This is a genomic window from Psychrobacter okhotskensis (assembly GCF_965638355.1).
GTDB classification, from domain to species: domain Bacteria; phylum Pseudomonadota; class Gammaproteobacteria; order Pseudomonadales; family Moraxellaceae; genus Psychrobacter; species Psychrobacter okhotskensis.
This window is the reverse complement of sequence record NZ_OZ281822.1, coordinates 776,783-802,143: the sequence shown is the minus strand read 5'-3', so window position 1 is coordinate 802,143 and position 25,361 is coordinate 776,783. Positions and strand designations below refer to the sequence as shown.

General features: G+C 44.0%; 23 protein-coding genes. 9 read left to right on the top strand and 14 right to left on the bottom strand.

Features of this window, described 5'->3' with window-relative positions; genetic code table 11:
• Positions 1–21 precede the first annotated feature (21 nt).
• The gene (dapE, locus tag ACSUPM_RS03425) at positions 22–1,224 is read left to right on the top strand and encodes a succinyl-diaminopimelate desuccinylase (RefSeq protein WP_436880179.1); all 1,203 of its coding nucleotides are present in this window, start codon (positions 22–24) and stop codon (positions 1,222–1,224) included.
• Between the two features lie 277 nt (positions 1,225–1,501).
• Positions 1,502–3,688 carry a TonB-dependent receptor family protein gene (locus ACSUPM_RS03420; RefSeq protein ID WP_436880178.1) on the top strand — a complete coding sequence of 729 codons (2,187 nt, stop codon included), beginning with the start codon at positions 1,502–1,504 and terminating at the stop codon, positions 3,686–3,688.
• Between the two features lie 210 nt (positions 3,689–3,898).
• On the opposite strand, the gene ACSUPM_RS03415 is transcribed toward ACSUPM_RS03420, so the two are convergent.
• From ACSUPM_RS03415 to ACSUPM_RS03390, 6 genes are all read right to left on the bottom strand, one after another.
• Positions 3,899–4,381 carry a GyrI-like domain-containing protein gene (locus ACSUPM_RS03415; protein ID WP_436880177.1) on the bottom strand — a complete coding sequence of 161 codons (483 nt, stop codon included), beginning with the start codon at positions 4,379–4,381 and terminating at the stop codon, positions 3,899–3,901.
• Between the two features lie 107 nt (positions 4,382–4,488).
• Positions 4,489–4,698: a Fe-S cluster assembly protein IscX gene (gene iscX / locus ACSUPM_RS03410; protein ID WP_010196865.1), complete on the bottom strand. Its 210-nt coding sequence runs from the start codon at positions 4,696–4,698 to the stop codon at positions 4,489–4,491.
• 108 nt (positions 4,699–4,806) lie between these two features.
• Entirely contained in the window at positions 4,807–5,370 is a 564-nt protein-coding gene (locus ACSUPM_RS03405) for an acyl-CoA thioesterase (RefSeq protein WP_436880176.1), read from the bottom strand.
• Between the two features lie 174 nt (positions 5,371–5,544).
• The gene (locus ACSUPM_RS03400; protein WP_025652232.1) at positions 5,545–6,924 is read right to left on the bottom strand and encodes an NAD(P)(+) transhydrogenase (Re/Si-specific) subunit beta; all 1,380 of its coding nucleotides are present in this window, start codon (positions 6,922–6,924) and stop codon (positions 5,545–5,547) included.
• A 14-nt stretch (positions 6,925–6,938) separates the two neighbouring features.
• A complete protein-coding gene (locus ACSUPM_RS03395) occupies positions 6,939–7,319 on the bottom strand; it encodes a proton-translocating transhydrogenase family protein (RefSeq protein ID WP_025652231.1) in 381 nt (126 codons plus the stop codon).
• Positions 7,320–7,393: 74 nt separating this feature from the next.
• Complete coding sequence (locus ACSUPM_RS03390; RefSeq protein ID WP_101212072.1) at positions 7,394–8,551, bottom strand: NAD(P) transhydrogenase subunit alpha; 1,158 nt, start codon at positions 8,549–8,551, stop codon at positions 7,394–7,396.
• Between the two features lie 493 nt (positions 8,552–9,044).
• Here ACSUPM_RS03390 and yaaA point away from each other — a divergent pair, with 493 nt between their 5' ends.
• Positions 9,045–9,857 carry a peroxide stress protein YaaA gene (gene yaaA, locus ACSUPM_RS03385; RefSeq protein WP_201582276.1) on the top strand — a complete coding sequence of 271 codons (813 nt, stop codon included), beginning with the start codon at positions 9,045–9,047 and terminating at the stop codon, positions 9,855–9,857.
• A gap of 204 nt (positions 9,858–10,061) precedes the next feature.
• Here yaaA and groL read toward each other — a convergent pair whose 3' ends face one another.
• Together groL and ACSUPM_RS03375 are read right to left on the bottom strand one after the other, a co-directional pair.
• Positions 10,062–11,708 (bottom strand): chaperonin GroEL, encoded by a 1,647-nt coding sequence (gene groL, locus ACSUPM_RS03380; protein WP_436880175.1) that lies wholly within the window; start codon positions 11,706–11,708, stop codon positions 10,062–10,064.
• Between the two features lie 110 nt (positions 11,709–11,818).
• Positions 11,819–12,112 carry a co-chaperone GroES gene (locus ACSUPM_RS03375; RefSeq protein WP_025652227.1) on the bottom strand — a complete coding sequence of 98 codons (294 nt, stop codon included), beginning with the start codon at positions 12,110–12,112 and terminating at the stop codon, positions 11,819–11,821.
• A 527-nt stretch (positions 12,113–12,639) separates the two neighbouring features.
• Here ACSUPM_RS03375 and ACSUPM_RS03370 point away from each other — a divergent pair.
• Positions 12,640–13,410, top strand: coding sequence for a DUF3108 domain-containing protein (locus ACSUPM_RS03370; protein WP_101212075.1), 771 nt, complete (start codon positions 12,640–12,642; stop codon positions 13,408–13,410).
• Between the two features lie 104 nt (positions 13,411–13,514).
• On the opposite strand, the gene ACSUPM_RS03365 is transcribed toward ACSUPM_RS03370, so the two are convergent.
• From ACSUPM_RS03365 to wrbA, 3 genes are read right to left on the bottom strand one after another with little or no spacing between them, the layout of a single operon-like run.
• Positions 13,515–13,841: a hypothetical protein gene (locus ACSUPM_RS03365; RefSeq protein WP_436880174.1), complete on the bottom strand. Its 327-nt coding sequence runs from the start codon at positions 13,839–13,841 to the stop codon at positions 13,515–13,517.
• A complete protein-coding gene (locus tag ACSUPM_RS03360) occupies positions 13,775–14,245 on the bottom strand; it encodes a hypothetical protein (protein WP_436880173.1) in 471 nt (156 codons plus the stop codon). Before ACSUPM_RS03360 ends, ACSUPM_RS03365 begins: the two co-directional genes overlap by 67 nt.
• Positions 14,246–14,284: 39 nt before the next feature.
• A complete protein-coding gene (gene wrbA, locus ACSUPM_RS03355; protein WP_101212077.1) occupies positions 14,285–14,902 on the bottom strand; it encodes an NAD(P)H:quinone oxidoreductase in 618 nt (205 codons plus the stop codon).
• Between the two features lie 328 nt (positions 14,903–15,230).
• Here wrbA and ACSUPM_RS03350 point away from each other — a divergent pair, with 328 nt between their 5' ends.
• From ACSUPM_RS03350 to ACSUPM_RS03340, 3 genes are all read left to right on the top strand, one after another.
• Positions 15,231–16,784 (top strand): YihY/virulence factor BrkB family protein, encoded by a 1,554-nt coding sequence (locus ACSUPM_RS03350; protein WP_201582278.1) that lies wholly within the window; start codon positions 15,231–15,233, stop codon positions 16,782–16,784.
• Positions 16,785–16,901: 117 nt separating this feature from the next.
• Entirely contained in the window at positions 16,902–18,524 is a 1,623-nt protein-coding gene (locus tag ACSUPM_RS03345) for a DUF2254 domain-containing protein (RefSeq protein ID WP_101212079.1), read from the top strand.
• Between the two features lie 117 nt (positions 18,525–18,641).
• Positions 18,642–19,916 carry a cation:proton antiporter gene (locus ACSUPM_RS03340; protein WP_025652221.1) on the top strand — a complete coding sequence of 425 codons (1,275 nt, stop codon included), beginning with the start codon at positions 18,642–18,644 and terminating at the stop codon, positions 19,914–19,916.
• Positions 19,917–20,132: 216 nt separating this feature from the next.
• On the opposite strand, the gene ACSUPM_RS03335 is transcribed toward ACSUPM_RS03340, so the two are convergent.
• Genes ACSUPM_RS03335 through ACSUPM_RS03325 form a run of 3 tightly spaced genes read right to left on the bottom strand, consistent with a single transcriptional unit; the run spans position 20,133 to position 23,018 of the window.
• Positions 20,133–20,681, bottom strand: a complete 549-nt coding sequence (locus ACSUPM_RS03335; RefSeq protein ID WP_101212081.1) for a DUF2127 domain-containing protein — start codon at positions 20,679–20,681, stop codon at positions 20,133–20,135.
• A complete protein-coding gene (locus ACSUPM_RS03330; RefSeq protein ID WP_025652218.1) occupies positions 20,674–21,885 on the bottom strand; it encodes a dihydroorotase in 1,212 nt (403 codons plus the stop codon). Before ACSUPM_RS03330 ends, ACSUPM_RS03335 begins: the two co-directional genes overlap by 8 nt.
• 59 nt (positions 21,886–21,944) lie before the next feature.
• Positions 21,945–23,018, bottom strand: coding sequence for an aspartate carbamoyltransferase catalytic subunit (locus ACSUPM_RS03325; protein WP_025652217.1), 1,074 nt, complete (start codon positions 23,016–23,018; stop codon positions 21,945–21,947).
• 390 nt (positions 23,019–23,408) lie between these two features.
• Between ACSUPM_RS03325 and ACSUPM_RS03320 the strand changes: the two genes are divergently transcribed.
• Together ACSUPM_RS03320 and ACSUPM_RS03315 are read left to right on the top strand one after the other, a co-directional pair.
• Positions 23,409–24,392, top strand: coding sequence for a class 1 fructose-bisphosphatase (locus ACSUPM_RS03320; protein WP_025652216.1), 984 nt, complete (start codon positions 23,409–23,411; stop codon positions 24,390–24,392).
• A gap of 99 nt (positions 24,393–24,491) precedes the next feature.
• A complete protein-coding gene (locus tag ACSUPM_RS03315; RefSeq protein ID WP_037025324.1) occupies positions 24,492–25,286 on the top strand; it encodes a TrmH family RNA methyltransferase in 795 nt (264 codons plus the stop codon).
• The last annotated feature ends 75 nt before the right edge of the window (positions 25,287–25,361 follow it).

Genomic DNA, 25,361 nt, shown 5'->3' with positions numbered 1-25,361 from the left:
ATAATAAAAAAAGGTTTACCCATGTCTGACTCTAATACGCAAAACCCTACTCATCAACAAGCCACCCTAGATTTAAGTATCGCCCTACTTGAGCGCCCTTCGGTCACCCCAGATGATGATGGTTGCCAAGATATATTATCGTCTCGACTAACACAGGCGGGATTTGATTGCGAGTTTATGTATTTTGGTGATAAACAAAAAAGCGGTGAGCATGCGGAAGTCAAAAACTTATGGGCACGCCGTGGCACAGCCGATCCGGTTATTTGCTTCGCGGGTCATACCGATGTCGTTCCAACTGGCGATATAAATAATTGGACTTACCCGCCATTTACACCAACCATCGCTGACGGTTACTTATGGGCTCGCGGTTCTGCTGATATGAAAACAGGGATTGCCGCCTTTACTATCGCCGCTGAACGCTTCGTTGCGAATCATCCTGAGCACAAGGGTTCAATTGCCTTTTTAATCACATCAGATGAAGAAGGGCCATCAATCAACGGTACAGTCAAAGTCATCGAAACCTTAGAAGCACGTCAAGAAAAAATTACTTATTGCTTAGTCGGTGAACCCTCAAGCACGGATACGCTTGGTGATATTATCAAAAATGGTCGCCGTGGATCATTAGGTGCGGTACTCACCGTCACTGGTAAGCAAGGTCATGTCGCTTATCCACATCTGGCGTCCAATCCTATCCATGCCGCCATGTCAGCATTAGCAGAATTGACAAACGCCACTTGGGATAACGGCAATGATTACTTCCCTGCGACTTCCTTGCAAATCTCTAATATTAATAGTGGTACTGGTGCGACGAACGTTATACCTGAAACATTAGAGGCTATATTTAATTTCCGCTTTTCAACGGAAACCACCGAAGATGAGTTAAAAGCAAAAACTCATGCGATATTTGACAAATATTTTAAAGATAGCAAAGCCAATTATGATATCCATTGGAAATTGTCTGGTCAGCCATTTTTAACGCCAGAAGGTAAATTGGTCTCAGCGTGTCAACAAGCGATTAAAGCAGTCACTGATATTGATGCGACCTTATCCACCTCTGGCGGTACCTCTGACGGACGTTTTATTGCCCCGACTGGCGCGCAAGTCGTCGAATTGGGTGTACGTAATGCGACGATTCATCAAGTCGATGAAAAAGTCGAAATCGATGATTTGGGCAAATTGGCGCAGATTTATGAAGGGATTTTAGAGCATTTATTGCTTAATTAGGCTCTACAGTATCAATGATGTTAATAAAAAAACAACAATAAAGGCAGTGCTTAAATGTTTAGCGCTGCCTTTATTTGTTTTAAGTATTATTACAACATATAAATAACCCTGTATTAACAGTCACTTAAGGTGACCACCACTAAAATTTTTGTAGATCCATTGAAAGCAGAATACATAAATGTTGCTTATTACTTGCAAACGATAATCATTATTGTTAATATTCACTTTTATAAAAATGCAGTATTAATTTTTATGCTTCCCTTTTGGAGTCCGTGAGATGTCTCATCCTTATAAGTCTGTTACTGTATTTTTATTGTCCACTTTAGCCTTGTCCATGCAGGCAGTTTATGCACAAAGTGTTGATACCCAGCAAGGCAATCCCGAAGAATCAGCAATCTCGGTAACCTTAGACGAAATTACTGTTATCGGCAGTAAAGACAATGTACCGTTAATGACGGGTTCTGGTTATTACGTTGATAACGAACAGTTAGAAAATGAGCAAATTACAGATATTAACCAAGTTTTAAAGACCGTGCCAGGGGTTTACGTCTCTGAAGAAGATGGGTTGGGCTTACGTCCTAATATCAGTATTCGTGCTGGTATCGGTGGACGTAGTAGTAAGGTGCATTTAATGGAGGACGGTATTCCTATCGCGCCCGCTCCTTATGCTGCCCCTGCCGCTTATTACCATCCAACAGCGCTGCGTATGTCAGGAGTTGAGATTCTGAAAGGCGCGCCGCTACTGCGTTATGGGCCGCAAACGACCGGCGGCGTTATTAACTATCTATCAACCCCTATCCCTGCCACTAATGGCGGCCAAGCGATGACCTCAATCAACGACCGTGGCGGTGTGGATGTTCATGCTTATGCTGGTGGACGCGAAGGCGACTTTGCAGGCTCGATTGAAACTGTGCAACAACGAGGCAAAGGCTTTAAAGAGATTGATGGTAAAGACATTGGCGACTATGACAATCAAGATTATGTCCTAAAAGGTCGTTATCAGATCAATCCTGCGCATAGTTTATTTGCTAAAGCGCAGTATTCTGATAGATCTAGTGATGAGACTTACTTAGGTTTAACAGATGCTGACTTCAACAAAAATCCTAACAGACGCTACCCGATGTCTGCGCTTGATAATATACAAGACGAACATACCGGACTTAACTTGACGCACAACTGGATCACGGATAATAATAGCGAGCTACGTACGACCGCTTATTATAATAAAACCCATCGTAATTGGTATAAACTTAGCGGTAATAAAATCAATGATTTTTATGAAGGTGATGTCACCCAAGGGCAGTTAGATGGTACCGAGGATTTAGCAGGTATTAGTATCCAAGCCAATGATCGCACTTATTATAGTACCGGTGTTCAGACGAACTTCAACACTGACATTTTAAGTGCCTATGGCGATCACAACATTGATGTGGGCGCACGCTATCACCGTGACAAAGTTGAGCGTTATCAGCCAATCGATACTTTTAATCAGGTTGACGGTGATTTAATTTATCAAAGTACGAAAGCCCCTAGCGCTAGCAATAACCGTGAAGAAAGAGCCAATGCAACTAGTCTTTGGCTGACTGATAAGTGGCAAGTGACTGACCCCTTAGTTCTAAATCTAGCCATGCGTTACGAGTATATTGATACTGAAGAGACACGCGGTGTTGATACTGATACTCAAGCACGCGTGAGCAATAATCAGTCTATATTTTTGCCCGGTTTATCCGCAAGCTACCAGCTCAATGATGAAGTACAGCTGATAGGGGGTGTCCACAAAGGCTTCAGCCCACTAGGCGCTGGGGTGTCCGAAGATGACAACACGGATCCTGAACAGAGCATCAACTACGAAATTGGTACACGCTATCGTGCTGGTAGTAATTATATGGAAGCGGTTGGCTTTTATAGTGACTTTGATTCTGTGATCAGAAACTGCTCAGAAAATGTACCTTGCGGTAGTAGCTCAAATCCCATAACATCAGGTAACGAAAAAGAGAGTGGTTCTGCGGTAATCGCAGGGCTTGAGTTAATGGCTGGCACTCGCTTTGATGGAGATGGATTCAGTATTCCACTGCATGCCACTTACACTTACACCCAAGCTGAGCTTGCCGAGGACTACAAAGACACGTTAGATGGCGATCGCTTAACGCTAGTGCCCAAAAATCAAGCCAGTGTGCGCGCCGGAATCGAGATGGATTCAGGTTGGGATACTTACTTGACTGCTAAATATGCTGGCGGCATTTGTGAATCAGTGGGCTGTAATCGTACCAATGAGCCGCGTAGCGAGACTGATTCGTTATTCACTTTTGATGCTATTACCCACTACCCTATCGGTTATGATGCTAAAATCTTTGGTAAGGTTGAAAACATCGCTGACAAACAAGTTATTGTGAGCCGTACGCCATACGGTGCTAGACCAAACCTACCACGTACCTTTACCATTGGTGTGACTAAAGCTTTTTAACTAGCATTGAATAAATAATTTTGATGAATTACTCATAATAAAAAACCCCACAGCTATAATAAAATAGATGTGGGGTTTTTTATAACTGCATTATGGTTTGTTAGACAATAAGCTACGCCTAAGTATTTTAAAAACCATCCATCTAAAGCTCACTTGATGCCGCGTCACAGATTACTATAGTCAAGTCGACTTCTTATAGTGTTGACAGCCTTACTCAATACCAATATAAAGATCCACTTGCCCAAACTCTAAATTACCACCGACATACTGCTCAAAATCGACATTATAAGTTCTGGTATGCTCACAGCTTGGATCATTAAAATAGGTCCATGCCTTCTCCCAAGCATTCATTACTGTATTAGGCATTCGACCTTGTTCAGAGAATACCAAATACTTTCCAGCCGGAATATTGACTGTTACTAAATTACCAGCGCTTTGCTGCTCTTGCTCGCTGTCTACTTTCCAGCTCGCCACGACATCAAAAGCGCCTACCAAATCATCACTCTCATAGTTGTGAAAGATACCGTAAATGTCTTCACCTTCAGAAAGCTGCTTTACATGGTTTTGATAGAACTTTTGCCATAATCGACCCAATTTGGCCGTGTCATGGCTGATTTCAGCGTTATTAGTGGTACGAGCACTGATGCCTTTGCAGACTATCGCTTCGGACAGCTCTTTAACTTGTGAAGTCATTATATGTCGCCTATTCTGTATACTTATTCGATTTTTATTTGAGATAAAGTTAAAACTCTACTATTTAAAGCCATACTTAAATCAATGCTTAACGTTACAGCGTTAGTCTAGTCCGCTTCATCAATCCAGTTCATCTGAATCGCTTCTAAAATACCTTCGTTAGATTTTTGTGGATCATCATCAAAGCCTTCAAGCTCAGTCACCCAACGATGCAAATCAGTAAAACGTATGTACTGTGGATCGGTCTCTGGAAATTTTTCATAAAGCTCGATAGCAATATCTAAACTGTCGGTCCATTTTAGTTTCTGCGGGATCATAAGGTGTCCTTAACTTTTAACATTTTAAGAAAAAACGTAATCGACGTAATGGTCGATTTAATAGCACCTATCCTACCAAAATTCGTCCTATGATTATAGATAAGTTCGTTAAGCTGTCTCTGTTGTTTTATACGACTCAGAAGATTTAGTAGACTTAATCGCCACTTGATGCTTATTCCACGTCGTAATCACCTCGGTCATCCGCTCCCCTGTCATATCCAATACCTCAGGCGCACATTTCCCTTTTTTATTGGTCAATACAAACTTAGTCATACCAACGCCCATCAACTGGTTTTTTACAAAGAAACGCGTTTCAAAATAGATATATTTTTTATCCCAACCGACCAGCACGCTATTGACTGTCAACTTACTAAGAAACTTAATCTCTTTAAGATAGACCATCTCTTGCATGGCGATGACCCAAGCTAAATTTTTAATACCTTTTTGATGACAGCATGCCATTAGCCAATGGGTAACGTTCAGCTCAATAAAAGACAAGTAGCGATAATTGGGTAGATGATCCCGAAAGCCCATGTCATGTGGCAATACTCGATAATGCCGAATCGTCGGTGCAGTCAAGGATTCAATACTCAGCCGCTCACTCACTGATTGCTGCTTGAGTTGCTGTTTTAGCAAACTGACCATAATAAAAAAGCGTATCAACATATTCATAAATAACCCTCTTAACTTTTATTTTGTACAAACCTATTTTGTATAAATGTACTTGGTATAAACAATGATTGAGTATAAATGCTGCCTACCTTAACGCAAAAAAAGCCACCTCAGTGACTTTTTTATTTGAAATCTTATATTTGAAAGCTCGTATTCAAAAACCGATTCTAGCGATTAATGAGCACCATTGATACTACGTACCATCTCTTCTACCATTTTCTTGGCATCACCAAAGATCATCATAGTTTTGTCCATGTAGAACAAGCTGTTATCAAGCCCTGCATAACCCGTGCTCATCGAACGTTTGATAACCATCACTGTTTGAGCTTTGGTCACTTCCAAGATGGGCATACCAAAGATAGGTGAGGTTGGATCCTCTTTTGCAGAAGGGTTGACCACGTCATTGGCACCGATGACCAAGACCACATCCGTACTGGCGAAGTCTGAGTTGATCTCATCCATCTCAAGGATGTCATCGTACGGCACATCCGCTTCAGCCAATAGCACGTTCATGTGTCCTGGCATACGACCAGCGACCGGATGAATCGCAAAGCGAACATTGACACCTTCTTCTTTTAATAGCTCATATAGCTCTTTTACCGCATTCTGTGCACGGCCTTGCGCCATACCATAACCCGGTACGATCACCACGTTGCTGGCATTGGCCATCAAGAAGCCAGCATCTTCTGCTGAACCAGCTTTATAATTCTTTGGTGCACCATCATCGCCACCTGCTGCCACAGCTGCCGTACCCATTCCACCGAACAATACGTTAAGTAATGAGCGGTTCATGGCTCTACACATGATATAAGACAAGATTGCACCTGACGAACCAACGAGCGAACCGGCGATAATGAGCATCGAGTTGCCAAGGGTAAAACCAATACCGGCCGCCGCCCAACCAGAGAACGAGTTCAGTAAAGACACAACGACTGGCATGTCGCCGCCGCCGATTGGGGCAATCCACATCCAACCGAATACCACCGCCAGTACTGCCATCGCGTAGAAAGCAGGCAATGAATCAGTCATAAAGTAGACGATACCAAAGCCAATCATCGCAATGAACAAGATAGCTTGCACGGGTTTGACCCAACCGCCGACCAATGTTTTGGCCCAACTCTTCGCTGCCAATTTACCAAAGGCGAAGACAGACGCTGAGAAAGTAATCGCACCAATAAAGCAACCGATGAACAATTCTAAACGGGCAACCGTACCATGTTGTTGTTCAGTATGAAGTACCGTTGCTAGAGCAATGGCAACAGCTGCCAAACCAACGAATGAATGCATTAAAGCAACCGTTTCTGGCATCTGAGTCATTGCGACCGTTTTTGCCTTCCACATACCGACGATAGCACCTAACACCATGGCACCAACAATCAACCAAAGCACAGGGCCTTCCGCTAAGAAGAATGTCGTTGCAACGGCAATCGCCATGGCCACCATACCAAAACGGTTACCACGAATGGCGGTTTTTGGGCTAGATAGACCACGTAAGGTCAAGACAAAAAGAATGGCACCGATTAGATAAAACCAGTCAGCATTGGCTGCAATCATACTTGTTAAATCACTCATGCGTCGCCTCCGCTTTCAGTCGTTACCACTGGGGCTTTTTTTGCTTTGGGTTTAAACATTGCAAGCATACGCTCAGTCACGGCAAAACCACCAAATATGTTAATGCTGGCTAAAAATACGGCAAACGCACCTAGCAAACTGGTTGGGGTAAACATAGCGCCGTCAATATTGACAGTCTGTAGCATCGCACCAACGATGACAATACTAGATAAAGCATTGGTCACTGCCATTAATGGCGTGTGCAATGCAGGCGTGACGCCCCAAACGACGTAATATCCGACAAAAATAGCGAGCACAAATACGGTAAAAATCGCTACAAATGGTGTGCTACTCATGGCCGCACCGGCTGGCGCTGCAGCTAAAACAGTGGCAATCATCTAATCCTCCTAAAAATTTATTCGTGTCTGGCAAATGTATGGTGACAAATAGTGAAGTGACAGGCGGTTAAAACCTAGCGCTTAGCGAGGCGTACCTGACTCTCATGCGTCACTGCCAGTGCGCCCTGAATCTCATCTTCCATATCTAAGTTCAGTGCCAGTTTAGTTGCTGGAGCGTCATCTGTAGCGGCAGGAGCAATTAAGGTTGTGATAAAGTTAACAAGGTTATTGGCATATAAATCTGAAGACTGTGCTGCCAGTTGCGATGGGATGTTGGCCGCCCCAACAATACGCACGCCATTGGCCGTGGTGATGGTTTCATCAGGCACACTGCCTTCGACGTTGCCGCCCGTGCCAGCTGCCATATCGATCAGCACTGAACCGGCTTTCATTTTGGCAAGCGTGGCTCCGTGCACCAAGCGTGGTGCGTTACGACCAGGAATTTGCGCAGTCGTGATGACAATATCAGCATTGCTTAATGCTTTGTCAACCACTGCTGCTTGGTCTTTGACATATTGCTCCGATGGTGTCCAAGCATAACCACCTGTGGACTTAGCTGTCTCAGCTTCTTCTGCACTCATCGGCACATCAAGCCACTTACCACCTAATGACTCTACTTGCTCACGAGCAGTCGGACGTAAATCACTGGCTTCAACGACGGCGCCTAAACGCTTCGCCGTTGCAATGGCTTGCAAACCTGCAACACCGACACCTAAAATGACGACTTTGGCAGGTTTAACCGTACCGGCTGAGGTCATAAACATCGGGAACGGACGCGAATATTCGTTGGCAGCTAGTAGTACTGCTTTATAACCAGCAAGGTTGGCTTGTGAAGACAATACATCCATATTTTGTGCGCGCGACAAGGTGCGTGGTAATAGCTCCATGGCAAAGGTAGTAACGCCTTTAGCCGCATAAGTATCTAGCTGGCTATTACGATAGGGGTCGAGCATACCAACGACGATCTGACCCGTTGTTAGGCTCTCTGTCACCGCAGCAGGCAAGTCATTCACCGTGGTAATAATCTGAGACTGGGTGACTACCTCGGCGCTGCTATTGGCAATATCGGCACCAGCAGCCTGATACAACTCATCAGCATAATACGCTGCTTGACCTGCACCTGACTGTATGACGACTTCAAACCCAAGCTTACGCAATTTTTTGACCGCGTCTGGGGTTAGCGCTACGCGACTCTCGCTCGCGATATCTGCACTGATTACACCGATTTTCATACCGTCTCCTTACTTACGTCTTAATGACTACCTTTAATACCCTCAACGCACATTTAAAAAGCACAGGGGACAAAAAAACCTTTGGTCACTATTGGTTTAACATTAACCACCAAAGATTATCAATTTAATAAATGATAGCGAATTTGCCATCATGCCTTTTTATTATAGAGATAACGTCCGCTAACTTTCATTGCCTAATGATGACCCACAAGTAAAATAAAAAGTTAGGCATTTACACCATCTGCATAACTTTTATTGTTATATTAAAAAATTTTACTTTTTAAAGAACTCGTTAGACCTTATGATATATAGGCTGAGGGAACTAACTGCGACCTATAGAATACTTGCGAGCTGCCAGTATAGCTTAAAAAACACAAAACTGTGCCGAGTAAGTCAAGTTAAACCTGTGTATATCGTATAATGAGAAAGCTTGACACCTTAATAGGTTGGTCATCATAGATTGATCATGGATTCACTATAATAAGGAATAACTATGTATTTTGTACTCTCCCCTGCCAAATCTCTCAATGAGAAAGACGCGGTGCCAGTCAACTTAGGTAACTACCATAGTCAGCCTGAGCTGATTGAACACTCACAGGCGCTAATGAAAACATTAAAATCGAAAGAGCCGATTGATTTGCAAGAGCTGATGAGCATCTCCGACGATTTGGCCCAGCTAAATGCTGAGCGCAACCAACAATGGAGTTGGAGCAAAGACAAGCCCTTTACCGATGACGCGTCTGGTAATACCGCTAAACCGGCTGGTTATTTATTTGATGGCGATGTCTATACGGGCCTTGATATGTATCACATGGATAAAGACACCGCCATTTATGTCAATGAACATCTAGGTATTTTGTCGGGGCTTTATGGGGTATTGAAACCTCTCGATTTGATTCAACCATATCGCTTAGAGATGGGCACCAAACTAAAAAACGAGCGCGGTGATAATTTATATGAGTTTTGGGGCGAGGAAGTTACTGATACCATCAATGCGCGTATGGCTGATAGCGATGACAAAGTATTGATTAATTTGGCTTCCAATGAGTATTTTAAAGCGGTGAAAAAAAAGGCTCTAAATGCTGAGACTATAACACCACGATTTGAAGACGAAAAAAATGGTCGCTATAAAGTGATTAGCTTTTATGCCAAAAAAGCCCGTGGTCTGATGGTGAAGTATGCGGCAGATAACAAACTGACCAATGCTGAGCAGCTTAAGCAATTTGATTTGGCGGGCTATTATTATGTCGATGAGCTGTCTGACGATAAGACTTGGACGTTTAGACGAGATGAAGTAAGTCAATAGTTTTTAAAAGCCCTCCAATTTGCATAAAAAAACCCCGATAAGCCAAAGCCTATCGGGGTTTTATTTGAATTAGGTTAAATAGACTTTATGACAAAGTCATACTTCTGGCGAAAAGCGCTTTGTCGCAGATGACGCACGAAAATAGTACCTATTGTAAATTAAGCGCGTCTAACAAAGAGAAATCGCTTTGTAGCAGAAGTAGAGTTACATCATGCCGCCCATTCCACCCATACCGCCCATTCCACCAGCGCCCATGCCAGCCATACCATCATCACCTTGAGCAAGTTCAGTAATCATGACTTCAGTCGTAAGCATAAGACCGGCAACAGACGCAGCGTTTTCTAGTGCTGAACGAGCAACTTTAGCTGGGTCAAGGATACCCATCTCTAGCATATCGCCATACTCGCCAGTCGCTGCGTTGTAACCATAGTTACCGCTACCACTTTTGACTTCGTTAACCACTACTGAGGCTTCTTCGCCTGAGTTGGTCACGATTTGACGTAATGGTGCTTCCATGGCGCGACGTAGGATATTGATACCCGCGTTTTGGTCATCGTTGTCGCCACGTAGCTCAGACAATGCATTCATTGCACGAACTAAGGCAACGCCGCCGCCAGGAACTACGCCTTCTTCAACCGCAGCGCGAGTCGCATGTAGCGCATCATCAACGCGATCTTTCTTCTCTTTCATTTCAGTTTCAGTCGCAGCGCCCACTTTGATAACGGCAACGCCGCCAGCAAGTTTTGCCATACGCTCTTGTAGCTTTTCTTTGTCGTAGTCAGACGTTGATTCTTCTACTTGACGTTTGATAGACTCCACACGGTTTTCGATGTCAGCTTTGTTACCAGCGCCATCAACGATAACGGTGTTTTCTTTACCGACAGTGACTTTCTTAGCCGTGCCCAATTGCTCTAGAGTAGCAGTCTCAAGGCTCAGACCAATCTCTTCAGAGATAACCGTACCGCCAGTTAGCGTGGCGATATCTTCTAGCATAGCTTTACGACGATCGCCAAAACCTGGTGCTTTAACCGCACAAGTTTTTAAGCCGCCACGCATGTTGTTCACAACCAATGTTGCCAATGCTTCATTTTCTACGTCTTCAGCAATGATTAGCAATGGCTTGCTTTGCTGCATGACTTGCTCAAGTAATGGCACGATCTCACGGATATTGCTGATTTTTTTATCAACAAGCAAGATGTATGGGTTTTCAAACTCAGCGGTTAAGCTGTCTTGCTTATTCGCAAAGTACGGGCTGATATAGCCACGGTCAAACTGCATACCTTCCACAACTTCTAAGGTATCTTCAAAGCTTGAACCTTCTTCAACAGTGATGACGCCTTGCTTACCGACTTTTTCCATCGCTTGAGCAATCAGTTCGCCAATTTTAGTGTCTGAGTTGGCAGAAATAGAGCCCACTTGAGCAATTGCTTTTGAATCGTCAGCTGGGGTTGATAGCAAATGGATTTGCTCAACAGCAGCGCGAACCGCTTTATCGATACCGCGCTTAAGATCCATTGGATTCATGCCGGCAGCAACAGACTTCATGCCTTCTTGCAAGATTGACTGAGCCAATACGGTCGCAGTCGTTGTACCATCACCAGCGACATCGTTGGTGCGGCTAGCGACTTCACGGACTAATTGAGCGCCCATGTTTTCAAATTTGTTTTCAAGCTCGATTTCTTTGGCAACCGATACACCATCTTTAGTGATAGTAGGTGCGCCGAAAGATTTATCGATCACCACATTACGACCTTTAGGGCCTAAGGTTACACGTACTGCGTTTGCTAGGACGTTTACGCCGTCCATCATTTGTTTACGGGCATCTATGCCGAATTTTACGTCTTTAGCCATGTTAAATTACTCCATTATTATAAGTATAGAAATACAATTGAATGAGTCGATACAGTATTGTTAAGAACAATTGTCTTAAATGCGCTGAGTATAAACATACTCAAAAAGGACTAGCCTTCTAGCACACCCAATACATCAGATTCTTTCATAATAAGTAGTTCTTCGCCGTCAACTTTCACGGTTTGACCAGCATATTGACCGAACAAGACTTTGTCGCCAGCTTTTACATCTAACGCGCGAGTTTCACCGTTGTCACGAATCTGACCGTTACCAGTGGCTAGTACTTCACCTTGTGAAGGCTTTTCTTGAGCAGAACCAGGTAATAAGATACCACCGGCCGTTTTGGTTTCTTCTTCTATGCGGCGGACAACAATACGATCATGTAAAGGACGAATATTCATCAATATGTCTCCAATAAGTTGGTTGTTTGAATTAAAAGTTTATTTGGTTTGAGTGTCTCAATACTTATATCTTCAAACGCTATTTTTTTAAACAGCATAATAAGGATAAGTGTTGAGCTTGTTTCAAAAAGTGGGGGCAAGGTGAGTTCGGTTCAAGTGTAAACGCCAAAAATTTACAAGAATTTTTGAGTTAGTAGCGCATTTATCTACGAATAACCAAGAATCGCTCAAAGCGCCCTAAAATAAAGACCTCAATATAAAAACGATAACCCGTCATAAAAGCTTTAACGAGTTGCCATAATAAGCAAAGTCAGAGCCGTTTTTGCCTATTCTAAAGTGGTTTATAGTAAGGTGCTCACAGTAAGTTACTGTTAGTAATAGGGTCATGACTGTCAGTAACATCGGCTACAAGAGCCACACGTCTGACTCTGCGGTGACCCTTGAAAATGTAACAGAGTATGACCATTATAGTGCTTAATAACATAATAATAGTTATAAACCATCCTACAGATAGAAATTAAGGAATATCCATGAGTTTTTTATCAATCAATCAAAAACCATCAATCGTTAACGCTAATAATACAACGCGCAGTAAATCTAAATTCTTAACCGCCTTAACCACGGGCGCTAGTATTGCTGCCATCGGAGCTTTGAGTATGACTGCCCCTACCCTTGCCAGCGCAAAAACCATTCAACCATCAAGCGCCAATTATAGCTTTACAGTAGAAGACAAATACAAAGGCACGGCTACTCGCACGCTTAATAAATCAGGCAATACGTGGAAATATAATGTCAATGCACGGGTAGCCGGTGTCGCAAGCGCCGCACAAAATAGTACCTTTACCATCAATGGTAATAATGTCATTCCAACTCAAGCCAGTACCACTTATAAACTTTTAGGAATTGGGCGTACGCATAAATTAGACTTTAACCCAAGCAGTAAAAAAGTCGTCAGTAACTATAAAGGCAAATCAACAACCCTAAATATGGCGCAGCAAGCTTTTGATGATTTAAGCCTTGAGGTGCAAATTCGCCAAGACTTATTAAACGGTAAGTTCTCGGGCAATTACTATATGGCAAAGAAAGATAAAATTGAGAAAACACCCTTTAAAAAATCTGGCAATACCAAAATCACCGTGCCAGCCGGTACCTTTGATACCGTGCGTGTCGATCGCATCCATGATGACAACAGCCGCTCTACCAGTTTTTGGCTCGCACCAAGCTTAGATTATCTACCAGTAAAAGTAAGCCAAATCAACGATGGTAAAAAGATGGACTTAGAGTTGACCAAAGCTAACTAATTACTTATTTCACAATAAATAATTAACACAAAAAAAGCGGCGCTCTGCATGGAGCACCGCTTTTTTATGGGATTAAATGGATGTCTCAAATTGATAAAGAACGACTAGCGAGAACGAGGCTGCTTAACCACGTTATTCATCGAAGGCAGACGTTTGAGCAGTAAAAACAACCAAGTATTAATCAAGAACAACAGCACGAAATCAAGCAAATAAACCATAATTTCAATCATACTGCTGCCATAGACGCGGGTGAATAACACGACTCCACTCGCCCCTAAATATACTAGGGTCAGCATACTGCCAATCAATAACATATAGGGCGAGCGACCACGTAATATCACTGGTGTCAGGATAAAGGCAGGAATCAACCACAGCGCTTGCCAAGCGATACCACCATCGAAGGCAGACGTTTGAGCAGTAAAAACAACCAAGTATTAATCAAGAACAACAGCACGAAATCAAGCAAATAAACCATAATTTCAATCATACTGCTGCCATAGACGCGGGTGAATAACACGACTCCACTCGCCCCTAAATATACTAGGGTCAGCATACTGCCAATCAATAACATATAGGGCGAGCGACCACGTAATATCACTGGTGTCAGGATAAAGGCAGGAATCAACCACAGCGCTTGCCAAGCGATACCACCAATGATATCGGGGCTAGTCGGATTAAAAACACTGATCATAATCGGCAAAGCCAGCAACCGATATGCCACCCAAACCAACCACGTTAGCAGCAAGCGTTGGCGCATCGGTGCAATAGGCTTGCCAGTGTCAGCAGTATTCTCTACTGGGGCATTGGCCTTGTTCTTAGAGCGGTTAGTAGCCATTAGAAAGGTTTTTCCTTATCAGCAATATATCAATGCAGCTTAGCGACCAAAGTTAGCCTGTGCTAAAGCCGTCGCTGTGATAGCCAGTCTACGACCTTGGGCGATCGCCAATTCACGCTCATCAGCAGATACCGGTTGATCATGCAACGCGCCGCTGACATGACTCACGCCATAAGGCGTACCACCGCGATTAGTACGATTGAGGGCGGGCTCTGCATACGGTATACCTACGATCATCATGCCATGATGCATCAACGGTAACATCATGGTCAGCAGTGTCGTCTCTTGGCCGCCATGCATCGAGCCGGTCGCCGTAAATACCGAAGCTGGTTTGTTTTGTAGATTGCCTGCCAGCCAAAGGGTGACCGTATTGTCCCAAAAGTATTTCATGGGCGCGGCCATATTGCCAAAGTGCGTCGGGCTACCAAGCGCCAGACCGCTACAGTCCTTTAGATCATCCATGGTGCAATACAGATCACCATCATCTGGTATCGCAGGCTTGCTTGCCGTGGTTTCGGGGGCAACGGTAGGCACAGTGCGGATACGCGCGCTTATGCCAGCATCTTCAATTCCTTGGGCAATCGCATATGCTAATGTCTTAGTCGTACCATAACTAGAATAATAGAGTACCAAAACATAAGGGGCGGTCTGACTCATTAGCAAAACTTCCTCATAAAATCATCGACGTTATTGTCTTCAATTATTATCTTTAATAGCATTGGCAGTGTACCAGCGTTTTAATATGCCAGCAGGTTGTTCATTTTTACACAGCCATTGCGATACATTTTGCAGAATTTATCAGCAAAATGTATGTGCACATTATGCCCGAGTCATTGACTGACATGCAAACAAACCCTGCTTGACATTATAGCGAGCCAAACACGGTAACGGTTGCTGCTGTGCATTTTGACACAATTATTTGGCAGATGCCTGCGACTCATTTTTGTTACACTATTGTCACTCTCATCGCTGCTAAATGGTCGACATGGAAAACCTATTAAAAAAACTCCCGTTCTTACACCAACGCTGGTTTCAGTTCTTACGATTTTTAACCCGGCACTTTTTTGAAGACAATTGCCAGCAAAAAGCAGCATCGCTTACCTATACCACCATGTTATCTATTGTACCGATACTGACGGTGCTATTGATGATTCTGTCCTCGGTACCAGCATTGGCTTCGGTCAGAGCACAGATTTATGAGGTGATTTATAGTAACTTACTGCCGCAATCGAGCATGCAAGTCAGTGAGTACATTAATAGCTTCGCTGAAAAATCATCTAATCTGACTATCATTGGTGCGATGGTGTTGTTTTTTACCACCATCATGACCTTGACGACCATTGAGCGTGCTTTTAACCAAATTTGGCGGGTAGAAAATCGTTCAGGTGGCATCAAAAGCATGCTGCGCTATTGGACCATCGTTACTATGGGGCCGCTGGTTTTGGGTACAGCCTTTATCGCCTCAAGTGCCGTGCAAAGCCTGAGCTTCTTAAACCGCCAAATTGCAGGTTATGGTATTGATTGGTCTTTTTGGGTACAAGCCGTCTCAATTGGCATAACCATTGCTGGCTTTATAGGAATGTATTGGTTTATCCCAAAAGCCCGCGTGCCAGCGAAAAATGCAGCGATTGCTGGTATCTTTGTCGCCATTGTTTTTGAGCTGATGAAACATCTTTTTGGTACGGTAATGGCCAACTTTACCAGCTACGAGGCTATTTATGGTGCCTTTGCCGCGCTACCTATCTTTTTATTATGGATCTATTTGTCTTGGAACTTAATTTTATTAGGGGTCGAGATTAGCTATACCTTGACGATTTTTGAAACTGAGGAAGTCTACCCGCGCCATCCACTACTTAGCTTGCTGGACATGTTGAATCTCGTGTATATCCATCACTTAGAGGGTGAAGCGGTCAGCGAACAAGCGCTGCGTAATGTGCTAGGTCGCAAAGAGCTACCGAAATGGTATACCTACATTAATTATCTGCAGGACTGCAATCTCATTACCATGACCGAAGATGATGACTATGTACTCAAAAGAGACTTGAGCAACATGACGTTATGGGATTTTTATCGCACGCTGCCTTATCCGCTACCCATCAAGGATGAGCTGGATGAGATGAATCAAGAAGATCAAAAGCCTTGGCTAAGCTTATTGGTGGCTCGCTTTGAGAATACTGAAGCGTTTGCCAAACAGCAGCTGAACTTGCCATTGGGCACTATCTTTACCAACAGTGAGCCGCGCAAAAAGTCAGCAAATGACAAAGCCAGCGCTCACTCGCAGAATAAAAACAAACTGTTTAGAAAAACGATGACTACTTCAACTCAGCAATTAGCCAAAGACGACTCAGGCATTCATCATGATGCCCCGCGTTTTGACCCTGCGGCTTACGATAAGGACAGCGATCTAGACTGCGACAATCATAACCACGAAATTGTGATTCCTAAAGATACCGACGAACAACCAGCAGCCCTTGACACTGATAGACGTGGCGGTAAAAGCGCTATCATTACTGAAGCAGACAACCCAAAAGCAATATAAATAAACTAATAAATAAGTAGTAAAAATTATTAGTGAGCGTGATGGCGGTTAATGTGCCTTAGCTAATAAATATCTATTAATTGTCGAATAACTATTATTTTGGATACCTTAAGACTTATGGCAGCCGACAACCATACTAAAAATACTCTTTTTACCCGCGCGGTCGATACAGGGCAGAACGGCTTAAAAAACCTCGCACAGTTATGGTCGCTAAAGACGCTAACCGATTTGCCTGATCGCTTGAAAAACCTGTGGGAGCAATTAATTGGCTCTTATTGGTTTATCCCAACCGCTTGTGTGCTTGCGGGTATTTTACTTGCCCCTATCTTAGTCACGATTGATGAGCACTTTGACCGTGAAACCGTTAGGGAGCTGAGTTTTGCCTTTACTGGTGATGATGATGCGGCGCGCGCAATTATGACTGCGATTGCAGGTGCAGTACTTGGCGTCGCAGGTACTACATTTTCGATTACTATTGCCGTACTGTCGATGGCCTCCTCACAATTTGGCCCTCGATTATTACGTAACTTTTTGACAGATACGCCGAATCAGTTTGTCTTAGGCGCGTTTATCGGTACTTTTAGCTATAGCTTATTGGTTTTAAAGTCGATTCATAAGTATGACGTTGACTTTGGTGTGCCGCAGTTGGCGGTGACCTTTGCCATTATTATGGCGATTATCTGTGCCTTATTGTTGGTATACTTCGTGCAACATATGGTGCATGCCATTCAAGCATCGCATGTCATTGAAAATGCCAGCAACGATGCGCTTAAAAACATTCACTATTGGTATGGCGACCATTGCGATATCGAGCATCAGCGTGATATCGAGCATCATGATGTTGAGCAGTTTCACACTTGGTTAGCGACACCCATCTACTCACCAAGCTGCGGCTACCTGCAACAAATTTATTTAGAATCTCTGATTACTTTGACACAAGACTACGGTGGCGTGGTACAACTCCATACCAATCTGGGCCATTTTGTCACTGATAAAAATGTCATCGGCTATTTCTATCAGCGCCCAGCAGACCATCCAAACAACCTGAAAAAGACTAAGATAAACCATCTTGCGGTGATACCGCGTGCACCCGACGGCATATTTTGGCAGCGCTTTGCCACTTGCATACGCCTTGAGCAACGGGTGACGCACTCTAATGACATCGCGTATAGCCTAGGACAAATGACTGAGATAGCGGTACGGGCGCTGTCTCCTGGTATCAACGATCCTAAAACGGCTGTCAATTGCGTGCAATCATTGACTACTTGCATAAGTACCATGATGCGCCGTCAGCCACCAAGTCCATACCATTTTTACTCACCAACGCAAGATAACGACGAAACCTCTGAAAATTTTGTGCCGCAGCAGCGAGTGTCTATCTTGGCTGTTGTCACTCATACACCCAAGATATCGGACTTTATTGATACTTCGCTTGGCGAGATACGCCGTTACGCGACGGCTGACCTGATGGTATTAAAAGCACTCTGTCAGGCGATGGTCGACCTTAACTACGCGCGCGTGAATGGCGCACAGCAACAAACCTTACTGCATGAGCTGAGCTTGGTGGCGCGTGCAGGCGAGGAAAATCTGAGCTATAGCGAGTTGGTCAACGATTTAAAAGCCATGTGTCAGCAGGCAAAGCAATTTATTCTTAATGACGATGCTACCCATCAATATTTTGCATACATGAGTGAGTTTGCCGCCCACATCGATAAAGCGTTACAGACAGAATCAAGCTAGCGATCTGAGTTATTAGCAATACCAAATATTAGTAAAATAAGAACAAACCTCCTATTTATAACACGCTCATAAGCTTTTGGCTTAGAGATACTTTTATATTCACCTGAGACTTCTTTCATGGCATCTACTACCAGTCTGACCATCCTTGAAATCAGCGCGATTTTTTTATCAATTACTGCTTTGTTGACCTATGTCAATCATCGCTTCGTCGGGTTACCCACCACCATTGGCGTCATGGTCATCTCCATTCTTTTGTCTATCGGCGCGATATTTTTGGGGTTTTTAGGCTTTGATCAGCTCATTGATTATGAAGTCAGCCTCTTAGAGCAGCTTGATTTTACGGAAGTATTGCTCGATGGCATGCTCTCTATGCTGCTGTTTGCAGGGGCGCTGCACGTCAATATTAGTGATTTAAAACGTTACAAGCTACCTATTGGTATCCTTGCCGGTCTTGGCACGATAGTGTCAGCATTGCTTATTGCTACTGCCCTCTACTTTATGCTGCCGCTATTTGATTTTGGTTTGCCTTTTCTGTGGTGTTTATTATTTGGTGCTTTGATATCGCCGACTGATCCGATTGCCGTGATGGGTATTCTGGCATCAGCTGGCGCGCCAAAAAGCATCGAAACGGTCATCGCTGGCGAGTCCTTATTCAACGATGGTATCGGCGTTGTTATTTTTGTCTTGTTGCTTGGCATTTTATCTAGCGGTGATATTCCAACGGTCAATTATGTGGCACATACCTTGGCTGTCGAGGCTGGTGGCGGTGTTGTCTTTGGCTTGGTGCTAGGTGCTATTTTGTATTATTTACTAAAAAGCATTGATAGCTATCAAGAAGAGGTTTTGTTAACGTTAGCGGGCGTCATAGGCGGCTACGCGCTGGCCAGCCATTGGCATCTATCAGGACCACTCGCTATGGTAATGATGGGCTTAATGGTCGGCAACCGTGGGCGTGAGCTGGCAATGAGTGATAAGACTCGCCATTATATTGATTTATTTTGGGAGTTAATAGACGAGATTCTCAACGCCATTTTATTTGTTTTGATTGGTCTTGAAGTAGTGATAATCGCTTATTCGGGTAACTTATTTATCGCAGGCGGTCTGACTATTATCATCGCCCTACTAGCAAGATTGATCGTGGTTGGTATGACAACCAAGACGTTCAGTCGTCAACTTAACTTGCCAACGGGTGCGTGGAAGGTGCTGACATGGGGCGGATTACGCGGTGGTATCTCAGTCGCCCTAGTACTGCAATTGCCTATGGGCACAGAGCGCGACATTTTATTGGCGCTTACTTATGCAGTCGTAATTTTCTCTATTTTAGTGCAAGGCCTGAGCGTCGGTAAAGTCGCTAGAAGCATTCGCACTGAAGAGAAAACAGTTGAGCTATAAAAAGTAAAACTATAAACAATAAAGCTATCAATTATAAAAGCTTGCGGATAACAAAAACCCAGCACAAGCGATTAACTTTATGCTGGGTTTTTTAATCAGTATCTATAGTCAAGGAATTTCAGAATCGCTACAAGGCGACCGACCGCAGATAGTACACTAAGTACATCTAGGACGGGTAACACTGTAGAGGTTTAAAAGTGCTCTGACTATAAAACTTTATATTAGACCTTTTTGCTTCATATTACGGTATACCACAATAACGATGATAATATTTAAAACAAAAATAGCCAGTTTAAACCAATCAAACGGACGAGCAAGCAGATAATATAACTCTATGGGAATAAATATTCCATAACCGATGACACTAAACCAATACGCCCATGTTTTATCTTGCCACAAGCCATAAGCCTCAATAAAGCGTATCGCTGCATAAATAAATATCAGTAATAAAAATAGAGGCCAGTTTTTACTGGCTTGTTGGGCAATTCGTACCGTACTCTCTACTTGCGGTGCAAGAAGATGACCAAAGTTCTGCTGCCAGGTTGCTGTGGCGGTGGCAAGCCAACGCTCAAGGTCGGTATGCCATAGCCATAACGCGCCTGCCCCGAGTAGCGCGCCAATGCCTTTAGCCACTTCATAGACGGCCACCGCTTTGATCGACTCGCTAGATTCACCGCGTAGCCTATTATCCCGACCGAGCCTTGCATGACGGCTACCCTTCGAGGATGGCTCTAAAGGCTCATCCCGTTGGGGCAAATTAGCCAAAGAACGTCTCCACGACGCGCCCGTGCAGTTGCTGGTTAAAGAATGGCGTGTTTTTACCATTGGATAGCATTGATTGCGCCGTGACTTGCCACTCAATATTCGGATCGACCAAAACGGCACCGCCTGCATTTTCGTATTGCGTATTAATACCAGCGATTTTTGCAGGGTTCAGACAGATTTTATCGACTAGCTGCACTAAAGTAAGTACGTCATCATTGACCAGTTGACATGCCAGCGCCATAAAAGTATCAAAGTTTGAGATGCCAGGCGTACAATCGGCAAACGGTGCTTTTTTAGCAGTACTATTCAAAGGTTCATGATGACTACAAATAGCATCAATAGTGCCATCTTTGAGCCCGCGACGGATAGCTTGCTGATCGGTATTACTGCGTAGTGGCGGTAACACGTAGGCTTGAGCATTAAAACCTTCTAAATTGTCATCGGTTAAATACAACTGATGCATAGCTACATCACAAGTCACTGGCAAGCCTTTGTCTTTCGCCCAGCGCATCAGCTCTATCGAAGACTTGCAAGACAATTGACTAAAATGCGCAGCAATCCCCGTTTCTTCTACCATCAATAGCTGTGTAGACAAGGCAACGGTTTCAGCAATCCACGGTATACCTTGTAGTCCGTGATAAGAGGCAATATAACCCTCATGCGCTACCCCATCTCCCGAGAGACTTGGTTCATCAGGATAAAAGAATACCTTCATCCCAAAAGTCGCGGCATATTCTAAGGTACGCAGTAATACCAAATCATTGGCAAAAGGTCGGCGCGCATTAGAGACGGCAATACAGCCCCCTTTTTTGAGTCCCGCAATATTGGACGGACGCTCTCCTTCCAAACCTGCGGTTAATGCACCCAAGATATGTAAATAAATACCGCCATCTTCAAGCGCGCGCTCACGCAAACCTTTCAAGAGCGAGCCATTTTCTAAAATAGGATTGGTATCGGGTGGGATAACCACATGCAAAAACCCATTGGCACGGGCTGCACGCCCTTCTGACTCTAACGTGCCGTGTTGCTGTTGTCCTGGTTCACGTAGACGGGCGCACAAGTCAACCAACGGTGGCAGCAACCACATCTCGCGTCCAGCTTCAAGACTGGCCAGTTTGGCTTTCACAGTATTTGAAAGTGATGCCTTAAAGGTATCAGGAAGATGATCGATTAGCGGGGCATCAGTATTAAGCATAGTGGACATGAGCGTTATTACCGTATCAATAAAATGAAATAAGCGAGAATAAGACAGTGCAGCAGCTATTATTTACCAGCTGCTTGATGAGCGCGTTGACCTTCCATCGCGAGTGACAATACTGCCATACGAATCGCAATACCGTTATTAACCTGCTTTAGAATCACAGATTGGGCACCATCAGCAACGCTAGAGGCAATCTCAACACCGCGATTCATCGGACCTGGGTGCATCACCAACGCATCAGGCTTGGCTAAAGCTACACGCTCTGGGGTAATACCATAGTGCTTATAGTATTCATTCGATGATGCTAGCAGCGGCGAGCCGATACGCTCGTTTTGTATTCTCAAACCCATAATGACATCGCAGTCGGTCACGCATTCATTCATATTTTCATAAACTTGTACGCCAAAACGCTCAATGCCTTTAGGCAACAAAGTACGTGGCGCACAGACACGAATATCTTTGACACCTAACGTTTGCAAGGCACTGATATCTGAGCGCGCGACGCGTGAGTGCTTAATGTCCCCAACAATCGCAACCGACAGCGCTTCAAAGGGGCGCGGCGCTTCGCGGTGAATGGTGAGCATATCAAGCATCCCTTGGGTTGGATGCGCGTGCCAGCCATCGCCACCATTGATGATAGCGATATCAGGTGTGACTTCCGTCGCCATAAAATGGGCAGCGCCTGAGGCAGAGTGGCGTACGACAAAGATATCCGCCGTCATGGCTTGCAGATTCCACAAGGTATCGCGCAGGCTCTCGCCTTTTTTGGTACTAGAGCGCTCGATATCGATATTCAGCACATTGGCACCCAGACGTTTTTCAGCCACTTCAAAGGTCGTACGCGTACGAGTGGAAGGCTCAAAAAACAGATTCATCACCGTGTAGCCTTCCAGCTCAGGACGATTGATCAATTGTCCATTATCATCAAAAAATGTCTCAGCTTTGGCAATAATTGCCTGTAACTGTGCTTTATTTAACCCTTCCACGCCCAAAAAATGCCGGATACCACCATCTACATTAAGCTGTGGACGACTCAATGAGGTATTCAATTTTTGATGAATGGTATCGGGATCGAATTTGGCATAATCTGTCGGTGAAATGCTATGGGCTGCACTGCTATCAGTAGAATTTGACATAATGGCAAGTCTTTATCGTTGGTTTATAGAGTCAATAATAACGGGTTTATTCATCTTTGTTTGTTGATTTATAGCGGATACGCACAGATACGGGGACATTTAGACGCTTATTTGCTACAATTTACTGTAATCATATAAGCGATATAAAACTCACTCAGCTACCCTATTAAATAATAGGCATAGACCGGTACCCACCACAATAGAAAACCAGCATTGTAAAACTATCAATAAATAATAATAGCGATAGTGTAGCTGATTTTGTGGTCAGGACAAAGACGCTATGCCACCTATTTGAAGATTTACTTGTTCAGAGAGTAGCTCGTACTACCTGTTAAATTCCTTTAACGCTTATCTTTTCTCAATTTTTCATGCCATTTATTAGGAAGCCTCATGACGACCTTAGCACATTATTTAAACACCAATGCGAACAGTCCTGCACTGAACGACGTCATTACGACGGTCACAGGCGTTGGCAAAACCATTTCGCAGTTACTTAGAAAAGGGGCGTTAGCAGATATTTTGGGTGAAGCCGGCAATCAAAACGTCCAAGGCGAAGAGCAAAAGAAGCTAGACGTATTGGCCAATGATTTATTGTTAGATGCTTTGGCAAAAAATACTCATTGCGCAGGGGTTGCTTCAGAGGAGCTTGATGATGCGACTCCCGCCAATGCCGATGGCAGCCTCTTGGTCTTGTTCGATCCTCTAGATGGTTCATCAAATATCGATATTAATATGGCGGTTGGCACTATTTTCTCTATTCTCCCCTACCAGCGCCAAGGTCAACTCAGTGAAAATAGCGACTTCTTACAAGCGGGCAATCAGCAGCTAGCAGCTGGCTATTTATTATATGGCACCTCCACTGTACTAGCGCTGACCATCGCAAATAACGTCGTTATGTTTAGCTTAGATCCCGATACTAATGACTATATACTGATTGAAGACAATGTCCAAATCAATGCCGATACCAGTGAGTATGCTATCAATGCCTCAAACTATCGCTATTGGCGCGCACCGATGCAGCAGTATATCGATGAATTAATCGCTGGCGAAGCTGGTGTGCGTGGTCGCGACTTCAATACCCGCTGGGTTGCCGCCATGGTTGGTGACGTGCACCGTATCTTATGTCGCGGTGGGCTCTTCACTTATCCATTTGACACCAAGTATGCCAATAAAGCAGGCAAATTGCGCTTAATGTACGAAGCTAACCCGATGAGTTTATTGATTGAGCGGGCGGGTGGCGGTGCAACGGATGCGGTTAATCGCATTCTGGATATTGAACCGACAGATATTCATCAGCGTGTCCCAGTGGTACTTGGTAGCAAAAACGAAGTGGCCTACATTAAAGACTTACATGTAAAGCATGCTGGTCAATAAATTAGCCGAATCAATCTGATAGCCATCAGTACAAACTTTATTAATTATATGGTTTTATACTGATGGTTCAAATTCTCTATATTTTTTAAGCGATCCATTATGGTAGCAAATCCCACCGAGCTGATTACCTCAGATAAGAATACGACGGTCAAGCTGGTAAAGGCACTATTGGCGCAGGCACGCCAGCGTAAAAAACAAGGTCAGACTGTCATTGAAGGGATTCATCTCATTGATGCGGCTCTGCGTAGTGACTACCCGTTTACCCAAATTTTGCTAGCCGAATCTGCCCATAATAACTCTGAGGTTCAGCAGGTTTTAACTCGTCTGCCGACTTATACGCCTATCTTAACGTTATCAGACTCGCTATATGAGAGTATTCGTAGCTTGGGTACGGGTATCGACATCATGGCGCTTATCAATATACCAATCCATGGCTTAACGATAATTAATGATGATTGCCTGATCCTTAATGATGTCCAGGATAGTGGTAATGTTGGTACTTTACTACGCACTGCAGCAGCAGTTGGCATCAAGAACATACTCTGTACCGATGCCACAGCACAAGCATGGTCTCCTAAGACGCTAAGAGCAGGTATGGGTGCGCAGTTTGCCCTAACTATCTATGAAGGTCTCAGCGTGCAAGATATATTAGATTATGTCCAAGTACCCCTATTAGCAACCAGCTCACATACCGATACAGTAATTTACCAACATGACTTAAAAGAACCAATCGCTTGGATTCTGGGTCATGAGGGACAAGGCGTTTGTGATGAACTGATGCAGTGTGCCACCCCTATTGCTCTACCACAGCCTAATGGTCAAGAAAGCCTCAATGTCGCCATTGCAGGCTCATTATGTCTATATGAGACGTTGCGTCAAAGGAAGTACTGTTAACCTTAATTTTGATTGTATGAAGAAATATTAACCAAAAAATAGCTGAATAACTACATATGGTTATCCAGCTATTTT

Bases quoted from the DNA above. Each gene is read 5' to 3' on its own strand.
- ACSUPM_RS03320 (WP_025652216.1), top strand. From the start codon at position 23,409: ATGACGACCTTAGCACATTATTTAAACACCAATGCGAACAGTCCTGCA.
- iscX (WP_010196865.1), bottom strand. From the start codon at position 4,698: ATGATCCCGCAGAAACTAAAATGGACCGACAGTTTAGATATTGCTATC.
- yaaA (WP_201582276.1), top strand. From the start codon at position 9,045: ATGTATTTTGTACTCTCCCCTGCCAAATCTCTCAATGAGAAAGACGCG.
- ACSUPM_RS03340 (WP_025652221.1), top strand. From the start codon at position 18,642: ATGGCATCTACTACCAGTCTGACCATCCTTGAAATCAGCGCGATTTTT.
- groL (WP_436880175.1), bottom strand. From the start codon at position 11,708: ATGGCTAAAGACGTAAAATTCGGCATAGATGCCCGTAAACAAATGATG.
- dapE (WP_436880179.1), top strand. From the start codon at position 22: ATGTCTGACTCTAATACGCAAAACCCTACTCATCAACAAGCCACCCTA.
- ACSUPM_RS03350 (WP_201582278.1), top strand. From the start codon at position 15,231: ATGGAAAACCTATTAAAAAAACTCCCGTTCTTACACCAACGCTGGTTT.
- ACSUPM_RS03360 (WP_436880173.1), bottom strand. From the start codon at position 14,245: ATGGCTACTAACCGCTCTAAGAACAAGGCCAATGCCCCAGTAGAGAAT.
- ACSUPM_RS03370 (WP_101212075.1), top strand. From the start codon at position 12,640: ATGAGTTTTTTATCAATCAATCAAAAACCATCAATCGTTAACGCTAAT.
- ACSUPM_RS03315 (WP_037025324.1), top strand. From the start codon at position 24,492: ATGGTAGCAAATCCCACCGAGCTGATTACCTCAGATAAGAATACGACG.
- wrbA (WP_101212077.1), bottom strand. From the start codon at position 14,902: ATGAGTCAGACCGCCCCTTATGTTTTGGTACTCTATTATTCTAGTTAT.
- ACSUPM_RS03345 (WP_101212079.1), top strand. From the start codon at position 16,902: ATGGCAGCCGACAACCATACTAAAAATACTCTTTTTACCCGCGCGGTC.
- ACSUPM_RS03415 (WP_436880177.1), bottom strand. From the start codon at position 4,381: ATGACTTCACAAGTTAAAGAGCTGTCCGAAGCGATAGTCTGCAAAGGC.
- ACSUPM_RS03395 (WP_025652231.1), bottom strand. From the start codon at position 7,319: ATGATTGCCACTGTTTTAGCTGCAGCGCCAGCCGGTGCGGCCATGAGT.
- ACSUPM_RS03405 (WP_436880176.1), bottom strand. From the start codon at position 5,370: ATGAATATGTTGATACGCTTTTTTATTATGGTCAGTTTGCTAAAACAG.
- ACSUPM_RS03400 (WP_025652232.1), bottom strand. From the start codon at position 6,924: ATGATTGCAGCCAATGCTGACTGGTTTTATCTAATCGGTGCCATTCTT.
- ACSUPM_RS03390 (WP_101212072.1), bottom strand. From the start codon at position 8,551: ATGAAAATCGGTGTAATCAGTGCAGATATCGCGAGCGAGAGTCGCGTA.
- ACSUPM_RS03325 (WP_025652217.1), bottom strand. From the start codon at position 23,018: ATGTCAAATTCTACTGATAGCAGTGCAGCCCATAGCATTTCACCGACA.
- ACSUPM_RS03420 (WP_436880178.1), top strand. From the start codon at position 1,502: ATGTCTCATCCTTATAAGTCTGTTACTGTATTTTTATTGTCCACTTTA.
- ACSUPM_RS03330 (WP_025652218.1), bottom strand. From the start codon at position 21,885: ATGTCCACTATGCTTAATACTGATGCCCCGCTAATCGATCATCTTCCT.